The following is a 25,265-nucleotide window of genomic DNA, read 5'->3' on the forward strand; positions in this document are numbered from 1 at the left end:
TTATCGTTAAGAGAAAAGTAATACATTATCACTATATTTACGCGATTTTAATAAACAGATGAAATGATAAAAAGTGCCGGAAAACTAATTATTCTAACTATATTGTTGAGTGTGAGCTTTGTAGCTAAGGCTCAGGATAATGTTATCGATCAAATAATTTGGGTAGTAGGAGATGAAGCCATCCTGAAATCGGATGTAGAGAAAGCCCGTATGGAAATGCAAGCCCGTGGGGAGCGTATCGAAGGAGATCCTTACTGCTTGATACCAGAACAGTTAGCTGTTCAAAAATTGTTTTTAGATCAGGCGAAAGCCGATAGTATAGAGGCACCTCCATCTGAAATAGCAAGAAGTGTAACACGTTATGAAAATAATGTAATTGCAAACTTAGGTTCAAAAGAAAAAGCCGAAGAATATTTGGGATCACCTATGACCGAATTACGGGAAGAGTGGCGCGAGCAGATTAGAAATAACTATTTGGTGCAGGAAGCACAGAAAAATATAATAGGTAAAAAGAATACACTGACTCCATCGGAGGTTCGTAGGTATTATAGCCAACTCTCGCAAGATAGTTTGCCTTATGTGCCAACAACTGTGGAGGCACAGATTATTACATTTGAACCGAAGATTCCTTTGACCGAAACGGATAAGATAAAAGAACGGTTAAGAGAATTCACAAATCGTATAAACTCAGGTGAAACAAGTTTTGCCACTATGGCGATTATGTACTCCGATGATAAAGGTTCCGCACCGGCAGGTGGTGAACTAGGTTTTATGGGACGTGCACAATTATTGACCGAGTTTTCTAATGTTGCATTCTCACTTAATGACCCTAAGAAAATATCAAATATTGTTGAAACTGAATATGGATTTCATATTATTCAGCTGATAGAGCGTAGAGGAGATAGAGCTAACTTCCGTCATATTTTGCTTCGTCCTCAAGTGCCGGCTGCAGATATGGAAAAAACAATGGCTGTAATGGACACACTGGCTACAGAAATCAGAAGTAATAAATATTCTTTCGACGAAGCAGCTTCACTTTCTTCGGATAAGGAAACTCGTAAGAATAATGGTCTGATGGTAAACCGTAAGCAGGAAAGTTCAAACTATGGAACACCTCGTTTTACGATGGAAGAACTTCCTGCCGAAGTGGGTAAAGTAGTTAATACAATGAAAGTCGGTGAAATTTCGGCACCTTTTAAAATGACACAGGATAATGGTAAAGATGTTGTTGCAATTGTTAAACTGAAAGAAAAAGTAGATGGTCATATTGCGAATGTCTCGGACGATTACCAATCTTTAAAAGGAATAGTAGAAGATAAGAAACAGCAAGAAATATTGAAGAAATGGATGCAGGCTAAAATCAAAGGAACGTATGTATCTATTGATAAGGATTGGGTGAACTGTGATTTTCAATATGAAGGGTGGATTAAATAATAAGAGATTAAATTATAAACGATTAGGTGTTTAATCAATTTATACAATACATAAAGCAAAGGCATAGAATACCGCTGGTCAGTATACTATGCCTGCTTGCTATTTATGCCTCTGCTCAAACGCTATTTTATTCGGGGGTAGATTATTCTGTGACGCAAGTACCTCAGAAACCACAAACCCCTCAGAAGAAAGAGCCGACAAAAGCAGCACCTAAACTTATCAAGTTAGAGTCTGCCGAGTCTGTGACTAAGGCGCAAGGTTTCGATTATCAGGTGCTGATCGATAGTGTTGTTTTCTATCATGACGGTGCATATCTGTATTGCGATAGTGCTCATTATGATGAGAAATTAAATTCTTTCGAGGCATTCAGTAATGTTCGAATGGAACAAGGGGATACAATATTTCTGTATGGTAATTATATGTATTATGACGGAAATACAAAGTTGGTTATGGTACGCGAGAATGTTCGTCTCGAAAATGTGCCTCAAAATGTAACTCTCTTTACAGATAGTCTGAACTATGATCGTTTACAGAATTTAGGTTATTACTTTGATGGTGGAATGCTTGTGGATTCGCTTAACGAATTGACTTCTTATTGGGGGCAATACGAACCCGATTTGAAAATGGCTACTTTTATCGATAGTGTAATATTGCTAAATCCTAATTTCAAGCTCTATTCGGATACATTGAAATATAATACAGGAACTAAGATTGCTACTATATTGAGTCCTTCTACTATCTTATCCGATAGTGGAACCATATATACAAGTAGAGGCTGGTATAACACAGTGACTGATAAATCTATGTTGCTTAATCAGTCTACGGTCGTGAATAAAGAGGGTAATCAGTATCTACGAGGTGACTCTATTTTCTACAATAAAGCCGAAGGTTATGGCGAAGTGTTTGGCAATATGTTTTTGCAAGACACTACGAAACATTTTATCCTTAGGGGGCATTATGGGTTCTATAACGAACGTACCAATTATGCAATGGCTACCGACTCGGCCTTTGCCATCGACTATTCTCAAGGAGATAGTCTGTATATACATGCCGATACATTGAAGCTTATCACTGTGAGCGAGATGAAGCTAAGGGAGACACCTATTGATTCGACCCTTGCTCCTTCTGTAAAAGCAGATTCAATACAAACAGATTCTGTTAATACCGATCTCATAAAAATGGATTCTATCCATACAGATATGCAACCGGCTTTCGATAGCATATCTCCCGATTCGACAGCTTTAGCTCGTCGTTTGCCTTCTCTTCCTCCTCGCGTGCCAGACAAATCTGATTCTATAAAAGTAGATTATAGGGAGATAAAGGCATATCATGGAGTTCGTTTCTATCGATCTGATATGCAGGGTGTTTGTGATTCTATGCAATTCAATTCGAAAGACTCGGTATTATACCTCTATCGGGATCCTGTATTATGGAATGAGCAAAATCAACTGTCGGGCGATACGATTGTTGTGTATATGAATGATAGTACGATAGACTATATTCATGTGAAAAGATATAGTTTTTCGATCGAAAAGAAAGATTCTTTAAATTATAATCAATTGAAAGGACGTTCCCTCAAAGCATTTTTCGAAGGGAAAAAGCTTAGACGCATATTTGTAGAGGGAAATGCAGAGTCTATATTTTATCCGCAGGAAAAAGACGGTGCTATGATTGGACTCAATTGGCTCGAAGGCAGTTATCTCGAAATTTTTATGAACGATGGAAAAATGGAGAAACTAAAAGTCTGGCCTACGCCCGTCGGTAAAATGACTCCATTAGAGATGGTTGCATCAGATCAGCGGCGGCTCAAAGATTTCTACTGGTACGACTATCTGCGGCCTTTAGATAAAGACGATATATTCAGAAAAGTATCTAAGAAGGCAACTGATGTGCGACCAAAGCGATCGGCTGTTTTCGATAGGGAAGAATAATTGAGAAGCATCTCTTCTCATCCAAATTAAAATACCCACATGAGCGATATAATACATCTTTTACCCGACTCTATAGCCAATCAGATTGCCGCAGGAGAGGTTATTCAACGACCGGCTTCTGTTGTGAAAGAGTTGGTCGAGAATTCTATTGATGCAGGGGCTGACAGTATACAACTTATTATTAAAGATGCAGGGCGTACTCTCGTTCAGGTAATAGATAACGGAAAGGGAATGTCGGGAACTGATGCCCGTATGGCTTTCGAGCGCCATGCTACTTCTAAGATTAGAGTGGCTGATGATTTGTTTGCTCTTCGTACCATGGGTTTTCGTGGAGAAGCACTTCCTTCTATTGCCGCAATTGCCCAAGTTGAACTAAGAACTAAGCAGAAGGACGATGAGGTTGGTACTTTGCTGCAAATATCGGGATCGAAAGTAGAATTACAGGAGACTGTGGCTTGCTCTTCGGGAAGTAATTTATCTGTAAAGAATATCTTTTTTAATGTTCCTGCCCGCCGTAAGTTTTTAAAATCGAATGATACGGAACGAAGAAATATTCTCACGGAATTGGAACGTATTGTCCTTGTTCATCCCGATATAGAATTCTCTTTTGTAGATAATGATGTAGAAATGCTTCGCTATCCTGCTTGTGGTCTACGTCAACGGATTGTTAATGTAATAGGAAAGAATTTTAATCAGCAGCTGATCTCAATTGATGTTGATACCACATTAGCTAAAATATATGGATTTATCGGTAAACCCGAATCGGCTCGAAAAACCCGTGCTTTACAATATTTCTTTGTTAATGGGCGATATATGCGTCATCCATATTTTAATAAGGCTGTGACTAATGCCTTCGATCCGTTAATTCCATCGGGAGAGAATCCCAATTATTTCATATATCTTGAAGTAGATCCAAGTACTATCGATGTAAATATACATCCTACCAAGACCGAAATTAAATTCGAAAATGAACAACCTATCTGGCAAATACTCTCTGCAGCCGTAAAAGAAGCATTGGGTAAGTTCAATGAAGTTCCTACTATCGATTTCGATACGGATGGTGCTATCGATATTCCGATCCATGACCCGTCTAAGTTTGTAGAGCAACCGCGTGTAAATGTAAATCCATCTTATAATCCATTTAAATCGCCATCGTCGGGTGGGGGTAGTGGATACAAGCGTCCGAATCTGGACTGGGAGAAGTTTTATGAGGGTTTTGAGAAAGAATCAGAAGTTGATTCTGTACTGCCTGATACTACAACCGATTTATTTCAACCGGAATCCAAGGAGATAAACGGAAGTGAGATTCTGCAAGAAATGGTAGTGCATTATCAATACAAGAACAGATATATTCTTACATCTGTCAAATCGGGATTAATGCTTATCGATCAGCATAGGGCACATATTCGTATATTGTTCGATCAATTTCTGAATCAGATTCAACAGAAAAAAGGTATATCACAGCGGACACTGTTTCCTGAGATAATAGAGCTGTCACCATCCGAAGCAGCAATGATTCCCTATCTGATGGATGACCTTGAGGCTGTAGGATTCGATTTAAGCCATTTAGGAAATAACGCCTATGCAATTAACGGTGTTCCATCTGAAATTACGAATGTGGACGCTGTGCAGCTTGTTCATGGCATGATATCCAAGAGTGTGGATAGCGGCAGTGATGTAAAAGACGAAATACGCGAAACACTAGCTCTTTCGATGGCAAATGCCGCGGCTATTTCGTATGGTCATAGAATGGAGGGTGAAGAAATGGGTAAAATAGTAGACCATTTATTTGCCTCTCCTGCGCATAAGCATACGCCTGATGGGCGAACAATAATTTCTATGTTAGAAGATGCTACTATCGATAAAATGTTTCGATAGTAGCATCCTGATATTATTTTATAAACTTTCCAGTATCCATTTCCTCATATTCTCAATACCCATGAACCCGACGCTTTTTTGTGTCTGCTTTCCTTCTCTGTCATATATGAAATAGGCAGGTATTCCCTGAATCCCATATTGCTTGCTCCACGAATCCCATATTTTATCGTTTACTCGATAATGATCTCCATGTATATCAGGAATCATTTGTTGCCACGTTTTCATAGGTGATGAGTAGTTTGTTAAATATAGAAATACTACATCTTTTCCTTCAAACTCGCTCTTTACCGGTTTCGCTGTTTTCATAGCCGATCGGCAAGGTCCGCACCATGTAGCCCAAAAATCGACAAAAACCACTTTACCTTTATATTTTTCTAAGATCGTATCAAATACTTTATCGTCTGCAACATCGGGGGTTTCATGTACATTGACACCTACCATTTTACTATTTTGGGCTATAAGCTCTACGCTTTTGTCGTTTTCGATAATTAGTTCGTCTATAACTGTTTGATTTGAGAATATTTTTCCGATCTCTGCTTTCTGATCAGCAGTTAACGGTTTTAGTTCGCTTATTTGCTTTCTATATTCATTTAGAGCTACCATTTCATAAAAAAGGCCGTTGTCGCTTCCTATATAATCTTTCAGTTCATTTCCGACCTCCGACAGCCACCCAGCCATAGATGTTTTTTCTTTTGGAATATTGAATATATCAAGAGTATATATTTCGGAAATTGTATACGGATATGCTCCGGAATATAAATAATAAGCATCGTTCAGGTTGAAATCATTCAGGAATGTATAATATGATTTATCCAATTCTTGCGGTTTATAGTCCATTTTGTCATATTCGCTATAATCCATTTTATTTTTGACTAGATATGCTAGTTTTAGTCTCCGCGTATATGATAACAACTCCTGAAGCATAAATAATTTAGTGTCGTAAATAATTATTTGTCGCATGTTATCAGAAAGAGTTGGGTCTTCTTCCAGCGCTGCAATATTTTCATTCGTCTTTTTTAATAAATATTCTTTATATGCTTCGGGACTTAGGTTATAAATATCATCTAATAACTTTGTATGGTCAATCATACTGTATTTTCTATCCAAACCGTCCAGATCTGTTGTTGATAGACTCAATTTGTTGATTGTGAGGCTCGATGATGCTGATTCTTCTGATTTCTTTTGGTAGCGTGACTCTTGTCTGCTTTTAGCTTGTGGATTGATGTATAGTTTAAACTCTTCGTCAGGAAGAAGATAAATGTTTCCTGAATACAGCGGCGAATAGAGGCGGGCAATCGTGAATCCGGCGACAGGGATTTCCAGTTTAAATTCTCCATTTTTATCAATAGGTATTTCGTATTCAGGATATTCTCCGGTAATTATATTCGTAGAATAAAGTTTTAGTGGAGTAGCAAGCAGTTCAGCAGGTATATTTCCGAATATCTTGCCTGATAATCTTGCAATACCTTTCTTTATTACAGGAGTAGGTAAATTAGCTTCTGTTTGAGTAGTTTTTGCTTCTGAATCAGGAAGTTGGATCGGAGTAGGTTTGTCTCCATTCAAATAAATCCCCCATATTTTGAAACAAACATCACAGTCGCTTTCGATAAAGTCAATCTTAGTTGTATTTTTGTCTATTGGTGGGAATGTGAGTTTGAAAGAAGTTTCTCCCGATTCGGGCATGGTAAATTCAGTATTTAGATCTATACCTTCTGATTTTACAATTTTCAGTTTATCATTTTTTCCATCTTCCCTTATATATGTTTCCGAATCAATCCTAATCCAACTATTCGGGGGGTAAAATGCATCTATATAAAAAACCGTAGCAGTGTCACTGACTTCTATTTTGTCAATTTCGAGTGCCGTCGAATTCCAGATATCGAAGGCAGGGCGTTCTATAACTTTGGTTTGAGCCTGCAAAGCGAGGCTAACCAACATGGCTATCATCGTAGAAAGTAGCAATTGGATATTTTTCATACTTGTAGTTATTAGGTTTACACAAATGTAACAATTTTAACAACTTAACCTATATTTCCCTGAAATTTATAAAAAAAGCAGAGATATTTATCTCTGCTTCGACTATAGTATATCTTAAAGTCAATTTTATTTGCTCAATAACTTCTTCACTGTTTCCGAAATCATCTTGCCTGCAGCTACCCCAGCTAACGCTTTTGTAGCAACACCCATAACCTTGCCCATATCGGCAGGAGATAAGGCTCCTGTTTGTGCAATGATTTCGGCAATCTTAGCGTCTAATTCGTCTTGAGACAATTGCTTCGGAAGATATTTTTCCAGAACAGCCAGTTCGGCTAATTCTTTTTCGGCTAATTCGGGACGGGATTGCTCATTGTATATTTCAGCACTATCACGACGTTGCTTAGCCATCTTCTGTATGATCTGGATTGCTGCTTCGTCAGACAATTCGTCATTTGCTCCTTTAGCTGTTTTAGCTTCGAGGAATTCTTTTTTTATACCACGCAATGCTTCTAAGCTGATTTTGTCTTTTGCACGCATTGCATCTTTAATGTCTTCGCTTACCTGATCGAATAAGTTCATGGTTCTATTTTTAAGTCTTATATTATATTACTTTATTTTCACTCACCGAATAACCCTGTCGAATGTTTAGTATCTGCTTTATATTCGCTTGGATTGAAATTATCGTCGCGTTTAAATACAGGGGTATTTTCTATTGCTTCGACAATTTTATCGTCATCAAGCTCTTCACTCGAAAGAACAATCGGTTTTGGTGTAAAGAATGAAGTCTTTACATCCATTGTTTTCACGCCATCTTTACCATAATGTTGTTCTATCATAGCATTGATACGGCGCTTCTCGTCTTCTTCCTGCATAAAACGTTCTTCTTCCTCACGCTCTTCCTCTTCGGTAAGTTCTCGCAAATGATCGTCAATGCCGGGAATGCTCGACATTCCAAATCCTGTGGCAAGTAGGGTAATCTTTACTCCTTCTCCAAGATTTTTTTCGGTGGCAGTACCCCAGATTACTTCTATCTCCGGACCAAACTGCTTCATGAAATTTGCAACAGCTTCCATTTCTTCCACAATAAGCGGATTTTGTTCGCCCGAATAAATATTGAATAATATTTTCTTTGCTGCAAATACGTCATTGTTATTCAATAATGGAGAATGCAGAGCGTTGCGTATGGCATCTTCTACTCTGTTTTCACCTTCACCGAATCCGCTACTCATGATGGCTACACCTCCGTCTTTGAGGATAGTTTTCACATCTGCAAAGTCGAGATTGATATGTCCGTGAACGGTAATGATCTCTGCAATACCCTTTGCTGCAATAGTCAATGTGTCATCGGCCTTAGCAAAAGCATTAGGGATAGTCAGGTCTGCATAAATGTCTATCAATCGCTCATTATTAATAACGAGAAGTGCATCTACATTCTTTGCTATTTCTTCAACACCTTTCAGTGCTTGTATAATCTTTTTACGTCCTTCGAATACAAACGGAATAGTTACTATGCCTACCGTTAGTATGCCCATATCTTTGGCAATACGAGCTACAGTTGGTGCAGCGCCTGTACCTGTTCCGCCACCCATACCGGCAGTGATAAAAGCCATTCGCGTACCATCGTTCAGCAAGCGTTCAATGTCTTCTTTGCTTTCCAACGCAGCAGCTGCTGCAACTTCGGGGCGGTTACCCGCGCCCAGACCTTCGGTGGTACGTTTTCCTAATTGAACACGTGTTTCGACAGGAGATTCGCAAAGGGCTTGATTGTCGGTATTACAAAGTGCAAACGATACATCATGTATCCCTTCGTTGTACATATGGTTTACGGCATTGCCGCCACCTCCACCCACACCAATTACTTTTATAATTGTTTGAGTTCTACGTGGAAACTGGAAGTCTAATATTTTATCGTCCATATTTTAAGGATGTTTATTTTGTATTAAATAGAATAACGGAGAAAATACCTGTTGATTAATCTTCTTCTTTGAACATGGTTCCACCGAAATTCTGTATTTTCTCAAAGAAATCAAACAAACTTTTTTGTTTCTTATCTTCTTTGTTTTTCTTATTTTTCTTAGGTTGAGGTGTTTCTTCTTCCTCCTCTTCTTCTTCTTCTGGCTCTGTTACAACTGGTTTTTCTACTATTGGCGCTGTATAAACTGGTTGAGGTGCTATAACTTCTTTCTTTTCGCAATTTTCATTGGCGAATAATAACAAGCCCAAGGCTTGAGTATAAAATGGATTTTGAAGAAGCTCGGCAGCATTGTTTATATATACACGCTTGGCGATACCTTTTTTTACCGGTAATTGAGATTTTTCGGCTAAGTGTTCGGCCAAACCTGTTAGTTGCGAAGCTCCACCGATAATGATGATTCCGGCTTCTAGCTGATCACCGTAGCCTGATTCTTTAATCTGATTAATTACATTCAGAATAATCTCATCTTGTCGAAGTTGGATAACTTTATTAAGCTCTCTCAAATCGACATCGGGGCTAACGCCTTGAGTCGGTTTAGATCTGTCTTTACCTAATTTTCCGTATCTGATTTTATATGTTTCGGCCGAGTCGAAAACAAAGCCTAATTCTTGTACATCTTTTGATATTGTGCGTCCTCCAAATGGAACGACAGCCATATAGCGGAGCAATCCACTTTTGTAAATAGATAGAGTCGTAGTGCCTGCGCCAAAATCGATTAGAGCGCATCCGGCTTGTCTGTCGGCTTCATCAAGTATTAAAGCACCACTGGCAACAGGGCCTACAATGAAGCTCGCTATTTCTAGTTGAGCCTTATCTGTAATACTCTTTGTCAGATTATTTTTTATATTGGGTCTTCCTATTACCAGGCGATAACGTCCTTCGATGGTCGAGGCTGTTTTACCGATAGGGTCTTCCTCATATTTTCCATCCAGATAATATTCGGGAGCAAGTACGCTATAATTTGTGAAAAAGTCAGGTTTGTTTAACTTGGCTTGTTGCTCCATCTTATCAATATCGAGAAATGTGATAGGAGTTTCGTTGTCCATCAGCTTAGTCTCGGTATGTTCGATAGCACGCAATGATTTTCCGGCAACAGAAACATATACTTTACCAATTTTCTTTCCCGTTTTGTTTTCGAGAAGGTTGATAAGCTTTTTTATCTTTCCTGCTGCTTCGTCTATATTATAAATGACACCGTATTTGACGCACGAATCGGAAGGAATACTTTCCGATGCAAGGATCGAAATAACACCTTGTTCGTTTTTGCGCCCCAATACACCTACTATCTTGGACGTACCTAAGTCGATGCCTACTATAAAACCTGATTGTTCCATATATCTTCTTCCTTTATTTGTCGATTCGGATGATTCCGAATAACTCTATCTTACGTTTAACGTTTTGTACAGACAACTTGTTTGTTGTATTTCAAATTTATCACAGAATATTTGTTCCATCCGGTCTCATTAAGTCCTTTTTTGTAAAAAGTCATTAATTTATCCAGCTTTTCTTTGTAGTCATTTAGTTGACCCATAAGTATTTGCTGGTCACCTACACGAGGGATTAATTTTATTTCATCATTAGGTAAGACAACTATCTGTTCAATCTGTGCATTCCAGAAATTATCATTACGTAAAAATAGTGTAAAATTATATAAATCACCCTTTGCAAAGTCTTCTTTTATTGCTCCACTTGCAATTGGGAGGTAAGCTGTGAAATTTTTAGACAGTGGCATTTTGTTGCCATCGTTATCTATATAGTAACTCTCACCTGTATTGGGTATGATTCTGAGTATTGGTTTACGTTCCTGTATTGTTACTCTTATTGCACCATTATTGGTTACATAAGCTTGTGCGGCTTTGATAAGCTGGTTGTTCAGAATTACGTGCTCCAACGAATCGGTATTGATATCTTTCAGTGGCTTACCTTTAGGATTAAGTCCTTTTTCGTTTACATATTTTACTATATCATTTGTATTTATGAATTGCATCCCATTTTCGCTGTTGCTTACAACAATGTCGAATTCAGTGCATAAGCCATCTTTGGGCTTCTCTTTGAAGTAGAAAGCCGAGAATGCAAGATATCCTATTAGGATACATAATCCTGTGATGACTAATACTTTTTTCATATCTTCTCTTCTAATATACCTTTTATCGGAAGTAACAATTGGTCGATGTCTCCTGCTCCGACAGTAAGCAATATTTCGATATCATTTTTCTTTTCCAATAAAGATAGTAATTCTTCTTTTTTACAAAGTATTTTAGGGCAGGTTACTTTATCAAATATAATTTGAGAGGTAACACCTTCTATCGGTTTTTCTCGTGCAGGATAAATATCCAAGAGGATAAGTTCATCCAATAGAGAGAGACTTTGTGCGAACTCGGGTGCGAAATCTTTAGTACGACTATATAAATGTGGTTGAAATATACCTGTCAATTTTTTGTCAGGATATAGTTCTTTCACCGATGTGATACTAGCTGCTAGTTCTTGTGGATGATGAGCATAATCGTCTATCATCACTATTTTATCTGTTTTTAGTAGAAAATCGAAACGGCGCTTTGCCCCTTGGAATGTTGCCATTGCATGACGGAGTTCGTCCGCTGTTGCTCCGTTTAAATAAGCTATTGCCATCGATCCGATAGCATTTTCTATATTAATCTTGATGGGGACACCTAGTTCTATATTTTTGATTGTTTCTTTAGGCGTAATAAAGTCGAAAAAAATCTCCCCATTCTCTATTTTTATATTCTTCGCGTGAAAATCACCTTTGTCCATCGAATAAGTATAAACACGAACATCTTTATTAGTTTTAGGAGATAGCTTGATGTTGTGTTTAACAACCAATGCTCCACCGGGCAGAATAAGGCTTGTGAATTTCTCGAAACTTTTCAGGTACTCCTCTTCTGTTCCATAAATATCCAAATGGTCAGGATCGACAGATGTGATAAGCGCCATATATGGGTGTAGCCAATGGAAAGAGCGGTCGTATTCGTCGGCTTCGATAACTGTAAATTCACTTTTGTCGGATAGCATCAGATTGCTATTGTAATTTTTCAATATACCGCCGAGAAAAGCATTACAATCCAGATGAGATTGTTTTAATGTATGAGCCAACATACTCGATGTTGTAGTTTTACCATGCGTTCCAGCACAGCATAGAGCTTTGCTCGATTTTGTAATAATGCCTAGTACTTGCGCGCGCTTTTGGATGGAGAAATTATTCTTGGTGAAATATTCCTTTTCTTTGCTGTCGGCTGGTATAGCCGGTGTATATACAATCAATGTGCTATTGCTTTCTTTGCAATAATCAGGAATAAGGTTGATATCATCTGTATAATGTACTTCTGCTCCTTCTTTTACAAGTTCTTTGGTTAACGGAGTTTCGGTACGGTCGTAGCCTGCGACTTTCTTGCCTTTCGATAAGAAATAACGAGCAAGGTTGCTCATGCCGATGCCACCTATCCCGAGAAAATATATTGATTGTATGTTATTCATATCTTATTTTCGTTCTATTATTTTTATCACCTCGTCTACAATTCTATTTGCAGAGTCATGTTGTGCCAATTGAGCTATATTGGTAGATAATGCCTTCAATCGACTTTCGTCCTCTACTGTTGCAATTGCAGTTTTGACCAGTTCTTCTTGTGCATCTTTATCGGTTATCATAATTGCCGCATCTTTTACAACGAGAGCCATGGCATTCATTGTCTGATGATCTTCGGCCACATTGGGCGATGGAACTAATATTACAGGCTTGCCGAGTAAGCTAAGTTCCGAAATAGAACTCGCTCCGGCACGGGATATAACTAAATCTGCTGCTTTATAAGCTAAGTCCATCCGGCTTATGAAGTCGTAAAGATGAATATCTTCTGTGTCTTGCTTGTCTAAAAGGGCATCTGTAAGTTTGAAGTAATAGCCCTCTCCGCATTGCCATACTATTTGCACATTCGCTTTTGCTAAATCATCTATATTATCAATGATACTTCTGTTAATCGTTCTTGCACCTAAACTGCCACCCACAACAAGGATTGTTTTCTTGGCAGGGTTCAGATTGAAGAAATCGTATGCCTCCTCTTTTGTTATATCAGGAGAAGATAAATCTTGTCGGCAAGGATTACCTGTTAATACAATCTTGTCTTTTGGGAAAAACTTGTCCATACCTTCGTACGCCACACATATTTTTGAGGCTTTTTTTGCCAGTAGTTTATTGGTTACACCTGCATACGAATTCTGCTCCTGTATAAGTGTCGGTATACCAAGTGAATTAGCCATTTTCAATGTGGGGCCACTTGCATAACCTCCTACGCCTATAGCTATCTGAGGATTGAATCCTTTAAGCAGTTTTCTTGCTTTGCGAAGACTTTTTTGTAGTTTCCAGAGAACCGATATATTTTTAAGTAGTTTTTTGCGATTGAATCCTGATATTTCAAGTCCAACAATTTCGTAACCTGCCGCAGGCACTTTTCTCATTTCCATACGGTCTTGAGCTCCTACAAAAAGTATCTCAGCTTGTGGATAGCGTGCTTTTATAGCATTGGCAATCGCTATGGCAGGGAAGATATGTCCTCCTGTTCCACCTCCACTTATTACTACTTTTATTTGTGTCATAGTTTTCTGGTTTTTATTCTCCGTCGGCAATTCCGAAATCTACATTTGCTATACTTTCGTCTACATCTTCATGTTCGTCATTCAACTTTGAAGAGCAGGCTAAAATGATCCCGAAGTAAGCACAGGTAATGATGGTCGATGTCCCCCCCCTGCTTATCAGTGGTAAGGGTTGTCCTGTTACAGGTATTAAATTAACAGCTACGGCCATATTAGCTAGTGCCTGTATTGTGAGCATGAGAGCTGCACCTAGTATTAAATAGCGAGGAAACTTTTTCTCGCATTTGGAGGCTAGCACTCCCGCTCGAATCATAAGTGCTACGTATAGCAATAATACAAATATACCTCCTATTAGTCCTGTTTCTTCAACTATAATTGCGAAAATGAAGTCGGAATATGCTTGGGGCAGAAAATCACGTTCGATACTACTTCCCGGTAATCCGATAATACCCCCCGGAAGAACAAAGCCGCCCGGTAATTTCATGGAATTATTGTTTGCAATGGCTATTTTAGCATGTGATACCTGATAGTTTTCGTCTGTTATCTTATATGCCATTGATCCATCTTCGTTAACATCATTAATCGAAAACTGGTTATCGTTGGAATGTCTTGCAATACGATTTTTCCATGTAGACAAACGATCGGGAAGAACGCTGTCGGGGAGGAAAGTCAAACTACCGAGCAACAATATAACTGCGCTTGCTCCAACCAGAACAATTAGGCCTAGCCTTTTTAAACTTACTTGTCCTATAAACATCATAAGGAAGCAGACCGCAAATAAGAGACAGGCTGTGGATAGGTTTTCGGGTGCTATAAGCAGACAAAGAATCCCGGCTCCTATTATCAGTGTTTTAAATATCCAGCTTTCGTTTTCGGGCCTCATCTTGCTCAGAAAGAATGCGACAAATCCAATCGCCGATATTTTTGCGAACTCAGACGGCTGTATAGTAAATGCGCCGATACCTAACCAACGCTGCGCTCCATTGACATCGGCCCCCATAAACATAGTGATAATAAGCAGCACAACCGAAATAGGCAGTCCTAATAGCAATAGCGAATAAAATCTACTTGGCACTCTCTGTAAGAACATTACTCCAGCAAAACCAATTAATAAAAAAGTGGCATGACGAAGTATCGGGCCCCAATGGCTTTGCTGGCGATATGCAATTGTACTGGTAGCACTAAACACTTCCAATAGGGAGACAATACATAGTGCCATGAATATGCACCATATAACTTTATCGCCTCTAAATACTTTTCCAAAGAAAGTTAGATCCATATCAGTAATTATAATTTTCTTACGTACTCTTTAAACTGATTTCCTCTGTCTTCGTAGTTCTTAAACAAATCGAAGCTTGCGCAACAAGGTGATAACAATACAGTATCTCCTTCGTTTGCCAATGCGTATCCTTTTTCAACAGCTTCTTTCATTGAACCGGCATCTTCGATTTTCTCTACTTTGCCATCAAAGAATTTGTGCAGTCTACTATTATCTACACCCAGAAAGATGAGAGCATGAACTTTGTTTTTCACAAGTTCTTCTATTTCGCTGTAATCATTTCCTTTATCTGTTCCGCCAAGTATGAGTACTACTTTCGCTTTCATACTTTGTAAAGCATACCAACACGAATTTACATTTGTTGCTTTCGAGTCGTTGATAAACTGAATGCCTCTTACTTTAGCCACTTTTTCCAAACGGTGTTCCACCCCTTGAAAATCGCTTAACGATTGACGGAGATTCTCGTCAGATATATCTAACAATTTAGCTGTAATGCCTGAGGCCAGCGAATTGTATAAATTGTGCGTGCCTGTCAGAGCGAGTAAATCTTGTTCCATATTAAAAACAGATTTAGGGGTTTTTATACTGATTTTATTATCCTCGAGATATGCGGCTACATGATCGGTTTTGTGATCGGCAAATTTATATTGCTTAGCTGCGGAGGTTAATTTTTCTATTTCTTTACTAATAATAGGGTCTTCTTCCCAAAAAATGAAAGCATCATCTTCTGTTTGATTTTGTACGATACGCATTTTAGCGTCGATATATTTTTGCATATCGTGATCGTACCTGTCGAGATGATCAGGTGTAATGTTGAGTAAAATTGCTATATCAGCTTTGAAGGTGTACATGTTTTCGAGTTGAAAACTGCTTAATTCCAATACGTAATAATCGAATTCGTCTTCTGCTACCTGACGGGCAAAACTTCTGCCTATATTTCCTCCTAGGCCGACATTTAATCCTGCCGATTTGAGAATGTGATAGATCAAACTGGTGGTAGTAGTTTTCCCATTACTACCTGTTATACAAATCATTTTGGCAGATGTATATCTTTTGGCAAACTCCATTTCTGAAAGGATGGGAATACCTTTTTCGATAGCTTGTTTTACCAGAGGGGAATAGTTCGGAATTCCCGGACTTTTTATTATTTCTGTGGCAGATAGTATTATATCTGTGGAGTGTTGCTTTTCTTCGTATGCAATACCATGCTGTTCAAGTTCAGTTTTGTATTTGTCTTGCAACACACCACTATCAGACAAAAAGACATCGAAGCCTTTTGCCTGTGCTAATATTGCCGACCCTACGCCGCTTTCTCCACCTCCTAATATTACTATCTTACTCATGTCGTAAATTATTATCGCATTTTAAGTGTAGCCAATGTCAATACTGCAAGAATGATTCCGATAATCCAGAATCGAACTACAATTTTAGATTCGGGTATTGGTCCTATTGGTTTTTGAAATCTGGCTTGTATTCCTGCATTACCCGCTTTCTGAAAATGGTGATGCAATGGTGTCATTTTAAACACACGACGACCTTCACCATATTTCTTTTTTGTAAATTTAAAATATGCAACTTGTACCATTACCGAAAGACTTTCTACCATAAATACTCCACATAGTATAGGCAAAAGTAATTCTTTGTGAATGATAACAGCAAATACACCGATGATTCCACCGAGGGTTAAACTGCCGGTATCACCCATAAATACCTGTGCAGGGAATGAATTATACCAAAGGAATCCGATGGTTGCACCTATAAATGCGGCGGCAAAAATCACGAGTTCCTGACTCCCGGGAATAAACATAATATTCAGATAGGATGCAAATTCCATATGTCCGGATACGTATGCTAATATTCCGAGGGTGACCCCGATAATGGCGGAACTTCCTGCGGCAAGTCCATCGAGCCCATCTGTCAGATTTGCTCCGTTAGATACTGCTGTGACAATAAATATAACGATACATACAAATAATACCCATGCTGCCGGTTCGGCATAGTCGCCCATAAATGCAACAAGTTCTTCGTAATCGAGATTGTTATTTTTGACAAATGGAATAGATGTCTGAGTCGATTTTGCGCCTTCGGGGGTGAAGCTGACATGCTCTATTACATTCTCAGAATTACGAAATTCGACGTTCTCTTTTATAATAACATTGGGACTTAAGTATAAAGTAAGTCCGACGATCAGACCTAATCCAACCTGTGCTATTACTTTAAATTTGCCGTGCAGTCCTTCTTTATCTTTTTTGAATACTTTGATATAGTCGTCCATAAAGCCAAGTATTCCAAGCCAGATGGTGGTTATTATCATAAGAATGATATATATATTGTCTAATCGTGCAAATAATAGTACAGGGATAAGTATGGCGATGATGATGATGATACCCCCCATTGTGGGTGTTCCCTTTTTGCTTAATTGTCCTTCAAGACCCAGATCTCTGACAACTTCGCCAATTTGTAATTTTCGCAATTTATCAATAATACGACTACCTATAATGGTCGAAATTACTAATGAGAAAATAACGGCTAAGGCTGCTCGGAATGAGACATACTTGAACATGCCCGCTCCCGGGAAGTCAAGTCCATCTAGAAAATTAAATAGGTAGTATATCATTTTATCTTATTTTATTTATTCTGCAAAAATATTTCGAACTACTTCACGATCATCGAAGTGATGTTTCATACCTTTCACATCTTGATAGTCTTCATGTCCCTTCCCTGCAATGAGAATAACATCACTTTCTTTGGCTAAAGCACAAGCTGTTTTTATAGCTTGTTCGCGCTCCACTATGCAAAGGGTCTTCTTCATTTGTTGACTATTTAGTCCATCAGCCATATCGTTTATGATGGCTTGCGGTTCTTCGTAGCGTGGATTGTCGGATGTCAATATTACCTGATCGCTTAATCTTACAGCTTCGCGAGCCATGATCGGTCGTTTTGTTTTATCTCTGTTTCCTCCACAGCCTACAACTGTAATTACGCGACCACTACCTTCCAGTACTTCGTGTATAGCTTCCAACACATTGGTCAGTGCATCCGGAGTATGTGCATAATCTACAATCGCAGTATATCCTTCGGGTGAGCGTAATGTTTCGAAGCGTCCTGATACAGGTTTCAGGGTACTTAGTATCAGTAATATTTTTTCGGGATCTTCTCCTAAAAGAATACTTGCTCCATATACAGCCAAGAGATTGTAGGTATTGAATACACCGACAAACTGTACTTGTACTTCTCTATTGTTTATTTCGATAGCTGTGCCATCGAAATGTTTTTCTATAATTCTTCCTTTGAAATCAGCTAGCCCTCTTACCGAGTAAGTTTGCTTCTTTGCTTTTGTATTTTGAAGCATAACCAATCCGTTTTTATCATCTACGTTGGTAAGAGCAAAAGCGGTTTCCGGCAGATTATCGAAGAACATCTTTTTAGCTTTCAGATACTCGGCCATAGTTTTATGATAATCGAGGTGGTCTTGGGTGATATTTGTAAATATTCCTCCCACATATTTCAATCCGCTGATACGTTTCTGATGTATAGCGTGTGAACTGACTTCCATAAATGCGTATTCGCATCCGGCATCTACCATCTTAGCCAATAACTCATTCAGAGATAAAGGATCGGGTGTGGTATGTGTGGCATGAAATACAGTACCGTCTATATAGTTGGCAACAGTAGATAACAAACCTACTTTATAACCTAAATGACGGAACATATCGTATAGCAATGTTGCGGTAGTTGTTTTTCCATTAGTTCCGGTAACACCAACGAGTTTCAATTTACTTGACGGATCGCCGTACCAAAGGGTTGCTATTCTACCTGTTGCGTCTGCGCTATCTTTTACTTTGACATAAGTAATATTCGGTTTAAAGGTTTCAATATCTTCTTCATATATGATAATGGTAGCACCAAGACTAATAGCATTTTCTATATATTGATGTCCATCTACTTGCACACCTTTAAGGGCGATGAAGATAGAATTCTCACTTGCTTTTCGCGAATCGGTTGAAATACCGGTTACCTGAGCATTACTATCACCTTTGATGTCTGTAACATCTATGTTTTTAAGTAAGTCCTGTAATTTCATTTCCTTTATTTTTTAATTTAATTGTATCGTTATTGTCGATCCCTTCACGAGTTTATTCCCTGCCGGAATTGACTGATCTTTCACTTTTCCTGCTCCTTGCAGGTTAACTCTCAATCCTGCATTTTCGAGTACATATATAGCATCACGAGCCCCCATTCCTTTTACATTAGGTACAACTCCCGGCTTGATATCCATATTGCCAAGTAATTTGATCTTCATGCTGCTAGAGTCGATAGTATTTGCCATAATCCACTCTGCTTTTTCAGTCGGAGTTATATATTTTTGTTTCAACTTGTCAAGTACAATTTCCGTATTTTTGAATGAGCCGTTTTTAACGACCGGTATCAATGAATTAACTGTGTCTTTCGGTGCATTTATAGGCTGTGCGACTAGGCTCTTAGTATAGATTCCTTCTGCTATATTTTTAAATACAGCTCCGGGCATCAATCCCCCCGAAGGAGAACCCACAGGGCGACGTATTCCTACAAAACATGTGTATTGTGGTTTATCTGCCGGGAAATATCCGCAGAATGATACGAAATATCCACTATATCCACCTTGCGATGCAATCATGGCTGTTCCTGTTTTTCCTGCTATAGGGAAAAATTCAGAGTTAACAGCCTTACCTGTTCCGTCAGTTACAACGCCTCTTAATATATCTTGCACTTGTTTCAATGTTTGTTCCGAGCATAATGAAGGATTGATTACTTCTGTTTCGAATTCATTTTCGATGGAACCATCTTTCATAAATGCTTTTGTGATAAATGGTTTTATCATTTTGCCGTTGTTGGCTATCCCATTGTAAAACATAAGCATATAAATAGGAGGTATTTGAGTCTCATATCCGAACGACATCCAAGGTAGTGTGGTCTTAGACCAAGGATTCGATGGATCATTAGGAAAACGGATAACTGCAGTACCTTCTTTCCCTTTCAACGGAACATCCCATTCTATTTTCTTAGTTATACCCAGATCATGAATGTGTTGCACGTATTTGGTTGGATTACCCTCATATCCTTTCAGTATCATTTTGGCTATTACAACATTCAGAGATGAATACATTCCTTGTGCAACAGTTTGATATGCTTTGTCTTTTCCTTTACGCCAGTCGTGGTCTTTCACAACCCTTCCTTTGTATTGGAATAATCCGTTTCCTACATATATCGAATCTTGTGGGGTAGCTACTCCATCTTCGAGGGCTACCATCAAAGATACCGTTTTGAATGTTGATCCGGGTTCAGACATGTATGAAAATGCATTCGGGTTGCCTTCAGCGTATACACCTTCCGATACCCTGTCGAGATTGGTTATTGCTTTTATTTCGCCCGTGGCTACTTCCATAACGATGGCACAACCCGATTCGGCTCTTGTTTCTACCAGCTTGTTGTACAGGGCTTTTTCAGCCATGTCCTGTATCTCAATATTGAGTGTTGTCTTGATGTCCCATCCATCTTGTGGCTCTACTTCTACTACATCTATCCAGCGTCCTTGCACACGTTGGCGGCTTCTTACTCCGGGAACACCTTTTATAATAGAATCGTATTTAAGCTCTAGTCCGCTTGTTCCACCCATGCTGAAATCTTTGTAGATAGAACCTACCGTTCTTCCGGCAAGACGGCCGAATGGTTTTAAGCGCATGGTTTTTTCTTCAGAGATCATTCCGCTCCTGTTGCTACGCTGGTTGAGGAATGGGAATGTCTGTAATTCTTTTAAATCAAGATAATTTATATCGGGACGTATAATTCTGACATAACGGCTCTTGATGTTTACTTTCTTATTAGAACCTTCTTTTCTATTTCTTTCTATTTGTGCTAATTCTCTACGGCTTAAGTCCCATCCGTCGAGAATAACTTTCTTGTACTGTCCTGCACTTCTGTCTGGGAATTTCTTAGCAAGAGCTTCGGATAGTGGCGTTACGTATTTCATAAGTGTATCAGGTCTGATACCTTCCGACATGAAATCGATATAAATCCCGTATAGAGGCTCACTTGTAGCTAGAAGTCGTCCGTCGTCCGAATATATATTACCACGGTTAGGTCTTATCTCTCTATCTTTTTTTACAGTTTCTATTCTGCCTAGCTCGCGCCACATACTGCCCTCCACATACTTGATCTTGATGATGCAAATAATGATGGCTACAAAAACGAAAGACATAAGCAGAACGATCCAGCCATAGCGGCTGACTGCTACATTTTTCATATTGCTTTCCGATTTCTTTGCCATAATTAATCTTTAATCTTGTATATAGGTTCTTTAGTTTGCTGTAAGTCTAATCCACTTTTCTCTACCAGTTCGTGTACTCTTGTTTCGCGGCTTACACTGATTAATCTTGCCGATATGGTAAGCGACTCGTATTTGGCATCTTTTAGTTCTCGTTGCAATTTCTCTATTTTTGCGGTTTTCTCTATGCAGCTGTATCTGTTGCTGATATATAAAACGATAATGATGAAAAGAGTTATTATGAATCGTGTATTTTTGAGAAAGAAATCCTCAGTCAGTACAGTACCACCGAGTATGTACATGACCCTTCTTTTGATATCTTTAGCACTCAGTTTCATATCTTATTTCTTTTCAACGATTCTTAATTTGGCACTTCGTGAACGTGGGTTTCTGGCTTCTTCTTCCTTCGACGGTATTATAACCTTATTGTTTATCAGTTTGAATGGCGTATTTATATTTCCGTAAAAATCTTTATCCACTCTTCCTTCGAAATTACCTGTTTTAAAGAAATTCTTAACTATTCTATCTTCCAGCGAATGATAGGTAATTACAGAAATTCGTCCTCCTACTTTTAATATATCAAGCGTTTGTTGAAGCATTTCTTTCAATGTCTCCATTTCCTCATTCACTTCTATACGCAAAGCTTGGAATGCTTGAGCTAATATCTTTTTTTCCTTTTCGCCTCTTCCCACAAATGAATCGAGAGTTGCCAGCAGATCGCTCGTTTTTTTATAGGGTTTTTCTTTCCTTGTTTTTACAATGACAGAAGCTATGCGGCGCGATTGTTTTAATTCTCCGTAGAGATAGAATACATCCGCAAGCTCTTCTTCTGAATAAGTGTTTAATATCTGAGCAGCAGTTTTTCTTGCCTGCTGATTCATTCGCATATCTAAATCTCCTTCTTCAAATCGGAATGAGAAACCTCTCTCCGAATCGTCGAAATGATGAGACGATACACCAAGATCGGCAAGTACAGAATCTACTTCTTCTACTCCGTAATATCTGATAAAGTTTTTAAGGAAACGGAAGTTGCTGCGAACGAACGTAAAATTATCACTCTTTTCTATATTCTTAATTGCATCCTCGTCTTGGTCGAAAGAGTAAAGATGTCCTTTTTTACCAAGGCGGGATAGTATTTCTCTGGAATGTCCACCTCCTCCGAAAGTGACATCTACACAAATGCTATCGGGTTGGATATTCATTCCATCCACGCTCTCTTTCAGTAATACTGGTATGTGGTATGCGTCAGTCATTTTCTTTATTGTTCATGAGGTTTTGTATTTGGTCGCTAAAGCTATCGGCAGAAATTAAAGTTTTTTCCAAAGCTTCTTTTGTCCATATTTCGATTGTGTTATCTACTCCTAAGAATGTTACATCCGACGTTATATTCATCATTTGTAGATAACGTTTAGGGATGAGTATTCGTCCATTTGTGTCCATCTCAAGATGTTCGGCGTCTACAACAAACTGGCGGAAAAGTTGTTGCTGGTTTTTGTCCCATCTGCTTAAGCGTGAACGAAGTGTTGCAAGTTCTTCTTCCCATACATGAAGCGGATAGAGTACGAGGCAGTTTTGAAAAATGTCTTTTCTGAGTATTAATGCGCTTTGGTCGGAGGATTGGAGGATCTTCCGAAATGCAGCCGGTACAAAGACGCGAGCCTTGGCATCGATTTTAGCTTCAATATTTCCTAAAAATTGCAACATTAACAACTTGAATTTTAACAGTATATCCGATATATGTTGTAAAGATATGAAATTATACACTTCTCCCCACTTTTCCCCACTTAAAAAAATGAAAAAGTTTTCAACATAGTTAAGTGTAGTGTAAACCAGAATGTTAAAAGATGTGTTTTGGGATAAAAAAAGCTTGTATAACATTAATGTTGTACAAGCTTTTTTATATGGAGTATGTAGCTTAATAGCTTATCTATTAATTAGTTCAATGCATTTATTGATATCGACCAGCTCTTGTTCGCCAGTCGTCATATTTTTGAGATTAATTTTATTTTCATTCATCTCATTTTCACCAATGATAGCGACAAATGGAATTTTATTTGAATCGGCATACGACATTTGCTTTTTCATCTTCGCTCCTTCGGGATAGATTTCAGTCGAGATTCCTGCTTGTCTCATTTTTGTAATGAGGGGTAATATGTGCGTTTCTTCTTTCTCTCCGAAATTGACAAATAGAACTTGCGTGTTCTGTATAGAATCTTTAGGGTAAAGTTCGAGTTGATTAAGTACATCAAAAATACGGTCTGCACCGAATGATATTCCCACTCCCGATACACCTTGCAGTCCGAATATCCCAGTGAGGTTATCGTAGCGACCACCACCCGTGATGCTTCCTATTTGTACATCCAATGCTTTTACTTCTATAATTGCACCCGTGTAGTAGCTAAGTCCGCGAGCGAGTGTAAGATCAAGATCAAGTTCGCAACGGACACCTACTATGTTTAGTCTGCTGAGGATAAACTCGAGCTCTTCGACTCCTTTTATTCCTGTCTCAGAATCTTTCAGAACAGTTTTTAGTGTAGCTAGTTTTTCCTGATTGCTACCTTGTAACAGAATGATTGGTTGCAGTTGATCGATAGCTTTTTGAGGTAGACCTTTTGATGCTAATTCTTCATTGACTTTTTCCAAGCCGATTTTATCTAACTTGTCGATCGCAACCGTTATATCGACAATCTTATCCAGTTCGCCAATCGTTTCGGCGATACCCGATAATATTTTACGGTTGTTCAGTTTAATGGCTACACGGATACCAAAACGATTGAATACCTCATCTATAATTTGTACAAGTTCCACTTCGTTGATAAGTGAATCTGAACCTACTATATCGGCATCGCATTGGAAAAATTCACGATAGCGCCCTTTCTGTGGTCTGTCGGCACGCCAAACCGGTTGTATCTGATAACGTTTGAACGGGAATGTGATTTCGTTACGGTGCATTACTACATAGCGGGCAAAAGGTACAGTGAGGTCGTAGCGAAGACCTTTTTCACTGATCTTGTTGGTAAGACGAACCGAATTCTTTTCGGATAGTTCATCAGTTGAAATATCCTTAAGATAATCTCCCGAATTTAATATCTTGAATAATAGCTTATCACCTTCTTCTCCGTATTTGCCCATAAGGGTAGAGAGGTTCTCCATTGCAGGAGTTTCTATTTGACGAAAACCATATAGTTTATATACTTCACGTATGGTGTCAAAAATATAGTTGCGTTTCGCCATTTCTTCGGGCGAAAAGTCTCTTGTTCCTTTTGGTATAGAGGGTTGTGCCATAATCTTATTGTTCAAGTAAATTTTAATGACTGCAAAGGTAAAACTTTTAGCTTAAGGTCGTAGTCCTATTTGTTGTTTTCTTAAGTATAAATAGGGTAATCTGTGCTAATTTAGAAATATGATATTAAGTATTATTCTTTACTTTTGTTGTGGAAAAATATGATTACAGTTATGGATAATATAAGAAATGCACATTTGGATGATGCAGGTAAGATAAGGGAATTGTTGGAGCAACTCGGTTATCTGCATACGGTTGAATTTATAAGGACTAAACTGGCATGTTTGTTAGGCGACAATTCCTATCGTGTATTTGTCTACGAAATTGATGAGATAGTGGTCTCTTTTATCACATTGCATTTCTCTGTGCAGATTGCTTACGAAGGAGAATTTACCACCATCGGTTTCTTTGTTGTCGATGAAAATGTACGAAGTAAAGGTGTGGGCAAAGCTATGGAGGAATATTGTACTAACTTGGCAAAACAACGAGGTTGTGCTTTAATGGAACTGTATAGCAACGAAAAAAGGGTAGATGCGCATCGCTTTTACGAAAGGCAGGGGTATCAGTCGTATAAGAAGTATTTTATGAAAATGCTGTAATCT

20 protein-coding genes are annotated in these 25,265 nt (G+C 38.5%); 4 read left to right on the plus strand and 16 right to left on the minus strand.

Annotation, left to right across the window (positions count from 1 at the left end):
* The first annotated feature begins 63 nt into the window (after positions 1-63).
* Genes G7Y56_RS02835 through mutL form a run of 3 tightly spaced genes read left to right on the plus strand, consistent with a single transcriptional unit; the run spans position 64 to position 5,243 of the window.
* On the plus strand, positions 64-1,434 hold the full coding sequence (locus G7Y56_RS02835; protein WP_165040918.1) for a peptidylprolyl isomerase: 1,371 nt from the start codon (positions 64-66) through the stop codon (positions 1,432-1,434).
* Between the two features lie 26 nt (positions 1,435-1,460).
* Positions 1,461-3,365, plus strand: coding sequence for an OstA-like protein (locus G7Y56_RS02840; RefSeq protein WP_255498622.1), 1,905 nt, complete (start codon positions 1,461-1,463; stop codon positions 3,363-3,365).
* A 39-nt stretch (positions 3,366-3,404) separates the two neighbouring features.
* On the plus strand, positions 3,405-5,243 hold the full coding sequence (gene mutL / locus G7Y56_RS02845; protein WP_165040920.1) for a DNA mismatch repair endonuclease MutL: 1,839 nt from the start codon (positions 3,405-3,407) through the stop codon (positions 5,241-5,243).
* Between the two features lie 18 nt (positions 5,244-5,261).
* On the opposite strand, the gene G7Y56_RS02850 is transcribed toward mutL, so the two are convergent.
* The 16 genes from G7Y56_RS02850 to hisS all read right to left on the minus strand — a co-directional run bounded on the left by G7Y56_RS02850 (position 5,262) and on the right by hisS (position 24,665).
* Positions 5,262-7,220, minus strand: a complete 1,959-nt coding sequence (locus tag G7Y56_RS02850) for a TlpA disulfide reductase family protein (protein ID WP_165040922.1) — start codon at positions 7,218-7,220, stop codon at positions 5,262-5,264.
* Positions 7,221-7,346: 126 nt separating this feature from the next.
* A complete protein-coding gene (locus tag G7Y56_RS02855) occupies positions 7,347-7,799 on the minus strand; it encodes a GatB/YqeY domain-containing protein (protein ID WP_165040924.1) in 453 nt (150 codons plus the stop codon).
* A 38-nt stretch (positions 7,800-7,837) separates the two neighbouring features.
* Positions 7,838-9,136, minus strand: coding sequence for a cell division protein FtsZ (gene ftsZ / locus G7Y56_RS02860; RefSeq protein ID WP_165040927.1), 1,299 nt, complete (start codon positions 9,134-9,136; stop codon positions 7,838-7,840).
* 55 nt (positions 9,137-9,191) lie between these two features.
* The gene (gene ftsA / locus G7Y56_RS02865) at positions 9,192-10,529 is read right to left on the minus strand and encodes a cell division protein FtsA (protein WP_165040929.1); all 1,338 of its coding nucleotides are present in this window, start codon (positions 10,527-10,529) and stop codon (positions 9,192-9,194) included.
* Positions 10,530-10,585: 56 nt separating this feature from the next.
* Complete coding sequence (locus G7Y56_RS02870) at positions 10,586-11,320, minus strand: cell division protein FtsQ/DivIB (protein WP_165040931.1); 735 nt, start codon at positions 11,318-11,320, stop codon at positions 10,586-10,588.
* Complete coding sequence (gene murC / locus G7Y56_RS02875) at positions 11,317-12,687, minus strand: UDP-N-acetylmuramate--L-alanine ligase (protein ID WP_165040933.1); 1,371 nt, start codon at positions 12,685-12,687, stop codon at positions 11,317-11,319. The genes G7Y56_RS02870 and murC overlap by 4 nt, the downstream gene beginning before the upstream one ends.
* A gap of 3 nt (positions 12,688-12,690) precedes the next feature.
* A complete protein-coding gene (gene murG / locus G7Y56_RS02880; RefSeq protein ID WP_165040935.1) occupies positions 12,691-13,800 on the minus strand; it encodes an undecaprenyldiphospho-muramoylpentapeptide beta-N-acetylglucosaminyltransferase in 1,110 nt (369 codons plus the stop codon).
* 13 nt (positions 13,801-13,813) lie between these two features.
* Positions 13,814-15,076, minus strand: a complete 1,263-nt coding sequence (locus tag G7Y56_RS02885) for an FtsW/RodA/SpoVE family cell cycle protein (protein WP_165040937.1) — start codon at positions 15,074-15,076, stop codon at positions 13,814-13,816.
* An 8-nt stretch (positions 15,077-15,084) separates the two neighbouring features.
* Complete coding sequence (gene murD, locus G7Y56_RS02890; protein WP_165040939.1) at positions 15,085-16,419, minus strand: UDP-N-acetylmuramoyl-L-alanine--D-glutamate ligase; 1,335 nt, start codon at positions 16,417-16,419, stop codon at positions 15,085-15,087.
* A gap of 11 nt (positions 16,420-16,430) precedes the next feature.
* Entirely contained in the window at positions 16,431-17,693 is a 1,263-nt protein-coding gene (gene mraY / locus G7Y56_RS02895; RefSeq protein WP_165025501.1) for a phospho-N-acetylmuramoyl-pentapeptide-transferase, read from the minus strand.
* Between the two features lie 15 nt (positions 17,694-17,708).
* Positions 17,709-19,160: a UDP-N-acetylmuramoyl-L-alanyl-D-glutamate--2,6-diaminopimelate ligase gene (locus G7Y56_RS02900; protein ID WP_165040941.1), complete on the minus strand. Its 1,452-nt coding sequence runs from the start codon at positions 19,158-19,160 to the stop codon at positions 17,709-17,711.
* Positions 19,161-19,172: 12 nt separating this feature from the next.
* Positions 19,173-21,383 (minus strand): penicillin-binding protein, encoded by a 2,211-nt coding sequence (locus tag G7Y56_RS02905; protein WP_165040943.1) that lies wholly within the window; start codon positions 21,381-21,383, stop codon positions 19,173-19,175.
* A gap of 2 nt (positions 21,384-21,385) precedes the next feature.
* Positions 21,386-21,718: an FtsL-like putative cell division protein gene (locus G7Y56_RS02910; protein WP_255491467.1), complete on the minus strand. Its 333-nt coding sequence runs from the start codon at positions 21,716-21,718 to the stop codon at positions 21,386-21,388.
* Positions 21,719-21,721: 3 nt separating this feature from the next.
* Positions 21,722-22,642, minus strand: coding sequence for a 16S rRNA (cytosine(1402)-N(4))-methyltransferase RsmH (gene rsmH, locus G7Y56_RS02915; protein WP_370457669.1), 921 nt, complete (start codon positions 22,640-22,642; stop codon positions 21,722-21,724).
* Positions 22,626-23,084 carry a division/cell wall cluster transcriptional repressor MraZ gene (locus G7Y56_RS02920; RefSeq protein WP_165040947.1) on the minus strand — a complete coding sequence of 153 codons (459 nt, stop codon included), beginning with the start codon at positions 23,082-23,084 and terminating at the stop codon, positions 22,626-22,628. Before G7Y56_RS02920 ends, rsmH begins: the two co-directional genes overlap by 17 nt.
* A gap of 219 nt (positions 23,085-23,303) precedes the next feature.
* Complete coding sequence (hisS, locus tag G7Y56_RS02925) at positions 23,304-24,665, minus strand: histidine--tRNA ligase (protein ID WP_165040950.1); 1,362 nt, start codon at positions 24,663-24,665, stop codon at positions 23,304-23,306.
* A 171-nt stretch (positions 24,666-24,836) separates the two neighbouring features.
* Here hisS and G7Y56_RS02930 point away from each other — a divergent pair, with 171 nt between their 5' ends.
* Complete coding sequence (locus G7Y56_RS02930) at positions 24,837-25,262, plus strand: GNAT family N-acetyltransferase (RefSeq protein ID WP_165040952.1); 426 nt, start codon at positions 24,837-24,839, stop codon at positions 25,260-25,262.
* Positions 25,263-25,265: the final 3 nt, after the last annotated feature.

It is taken from the genome of Dysgonomonas sp. ZJ709 (assembly GCF_011039195.1).
GTDB lineage: Bacteria > Bacteroidota > Bacteroidia > Bacteroidales > Dysgonomonadaceae > Dysgonomonas.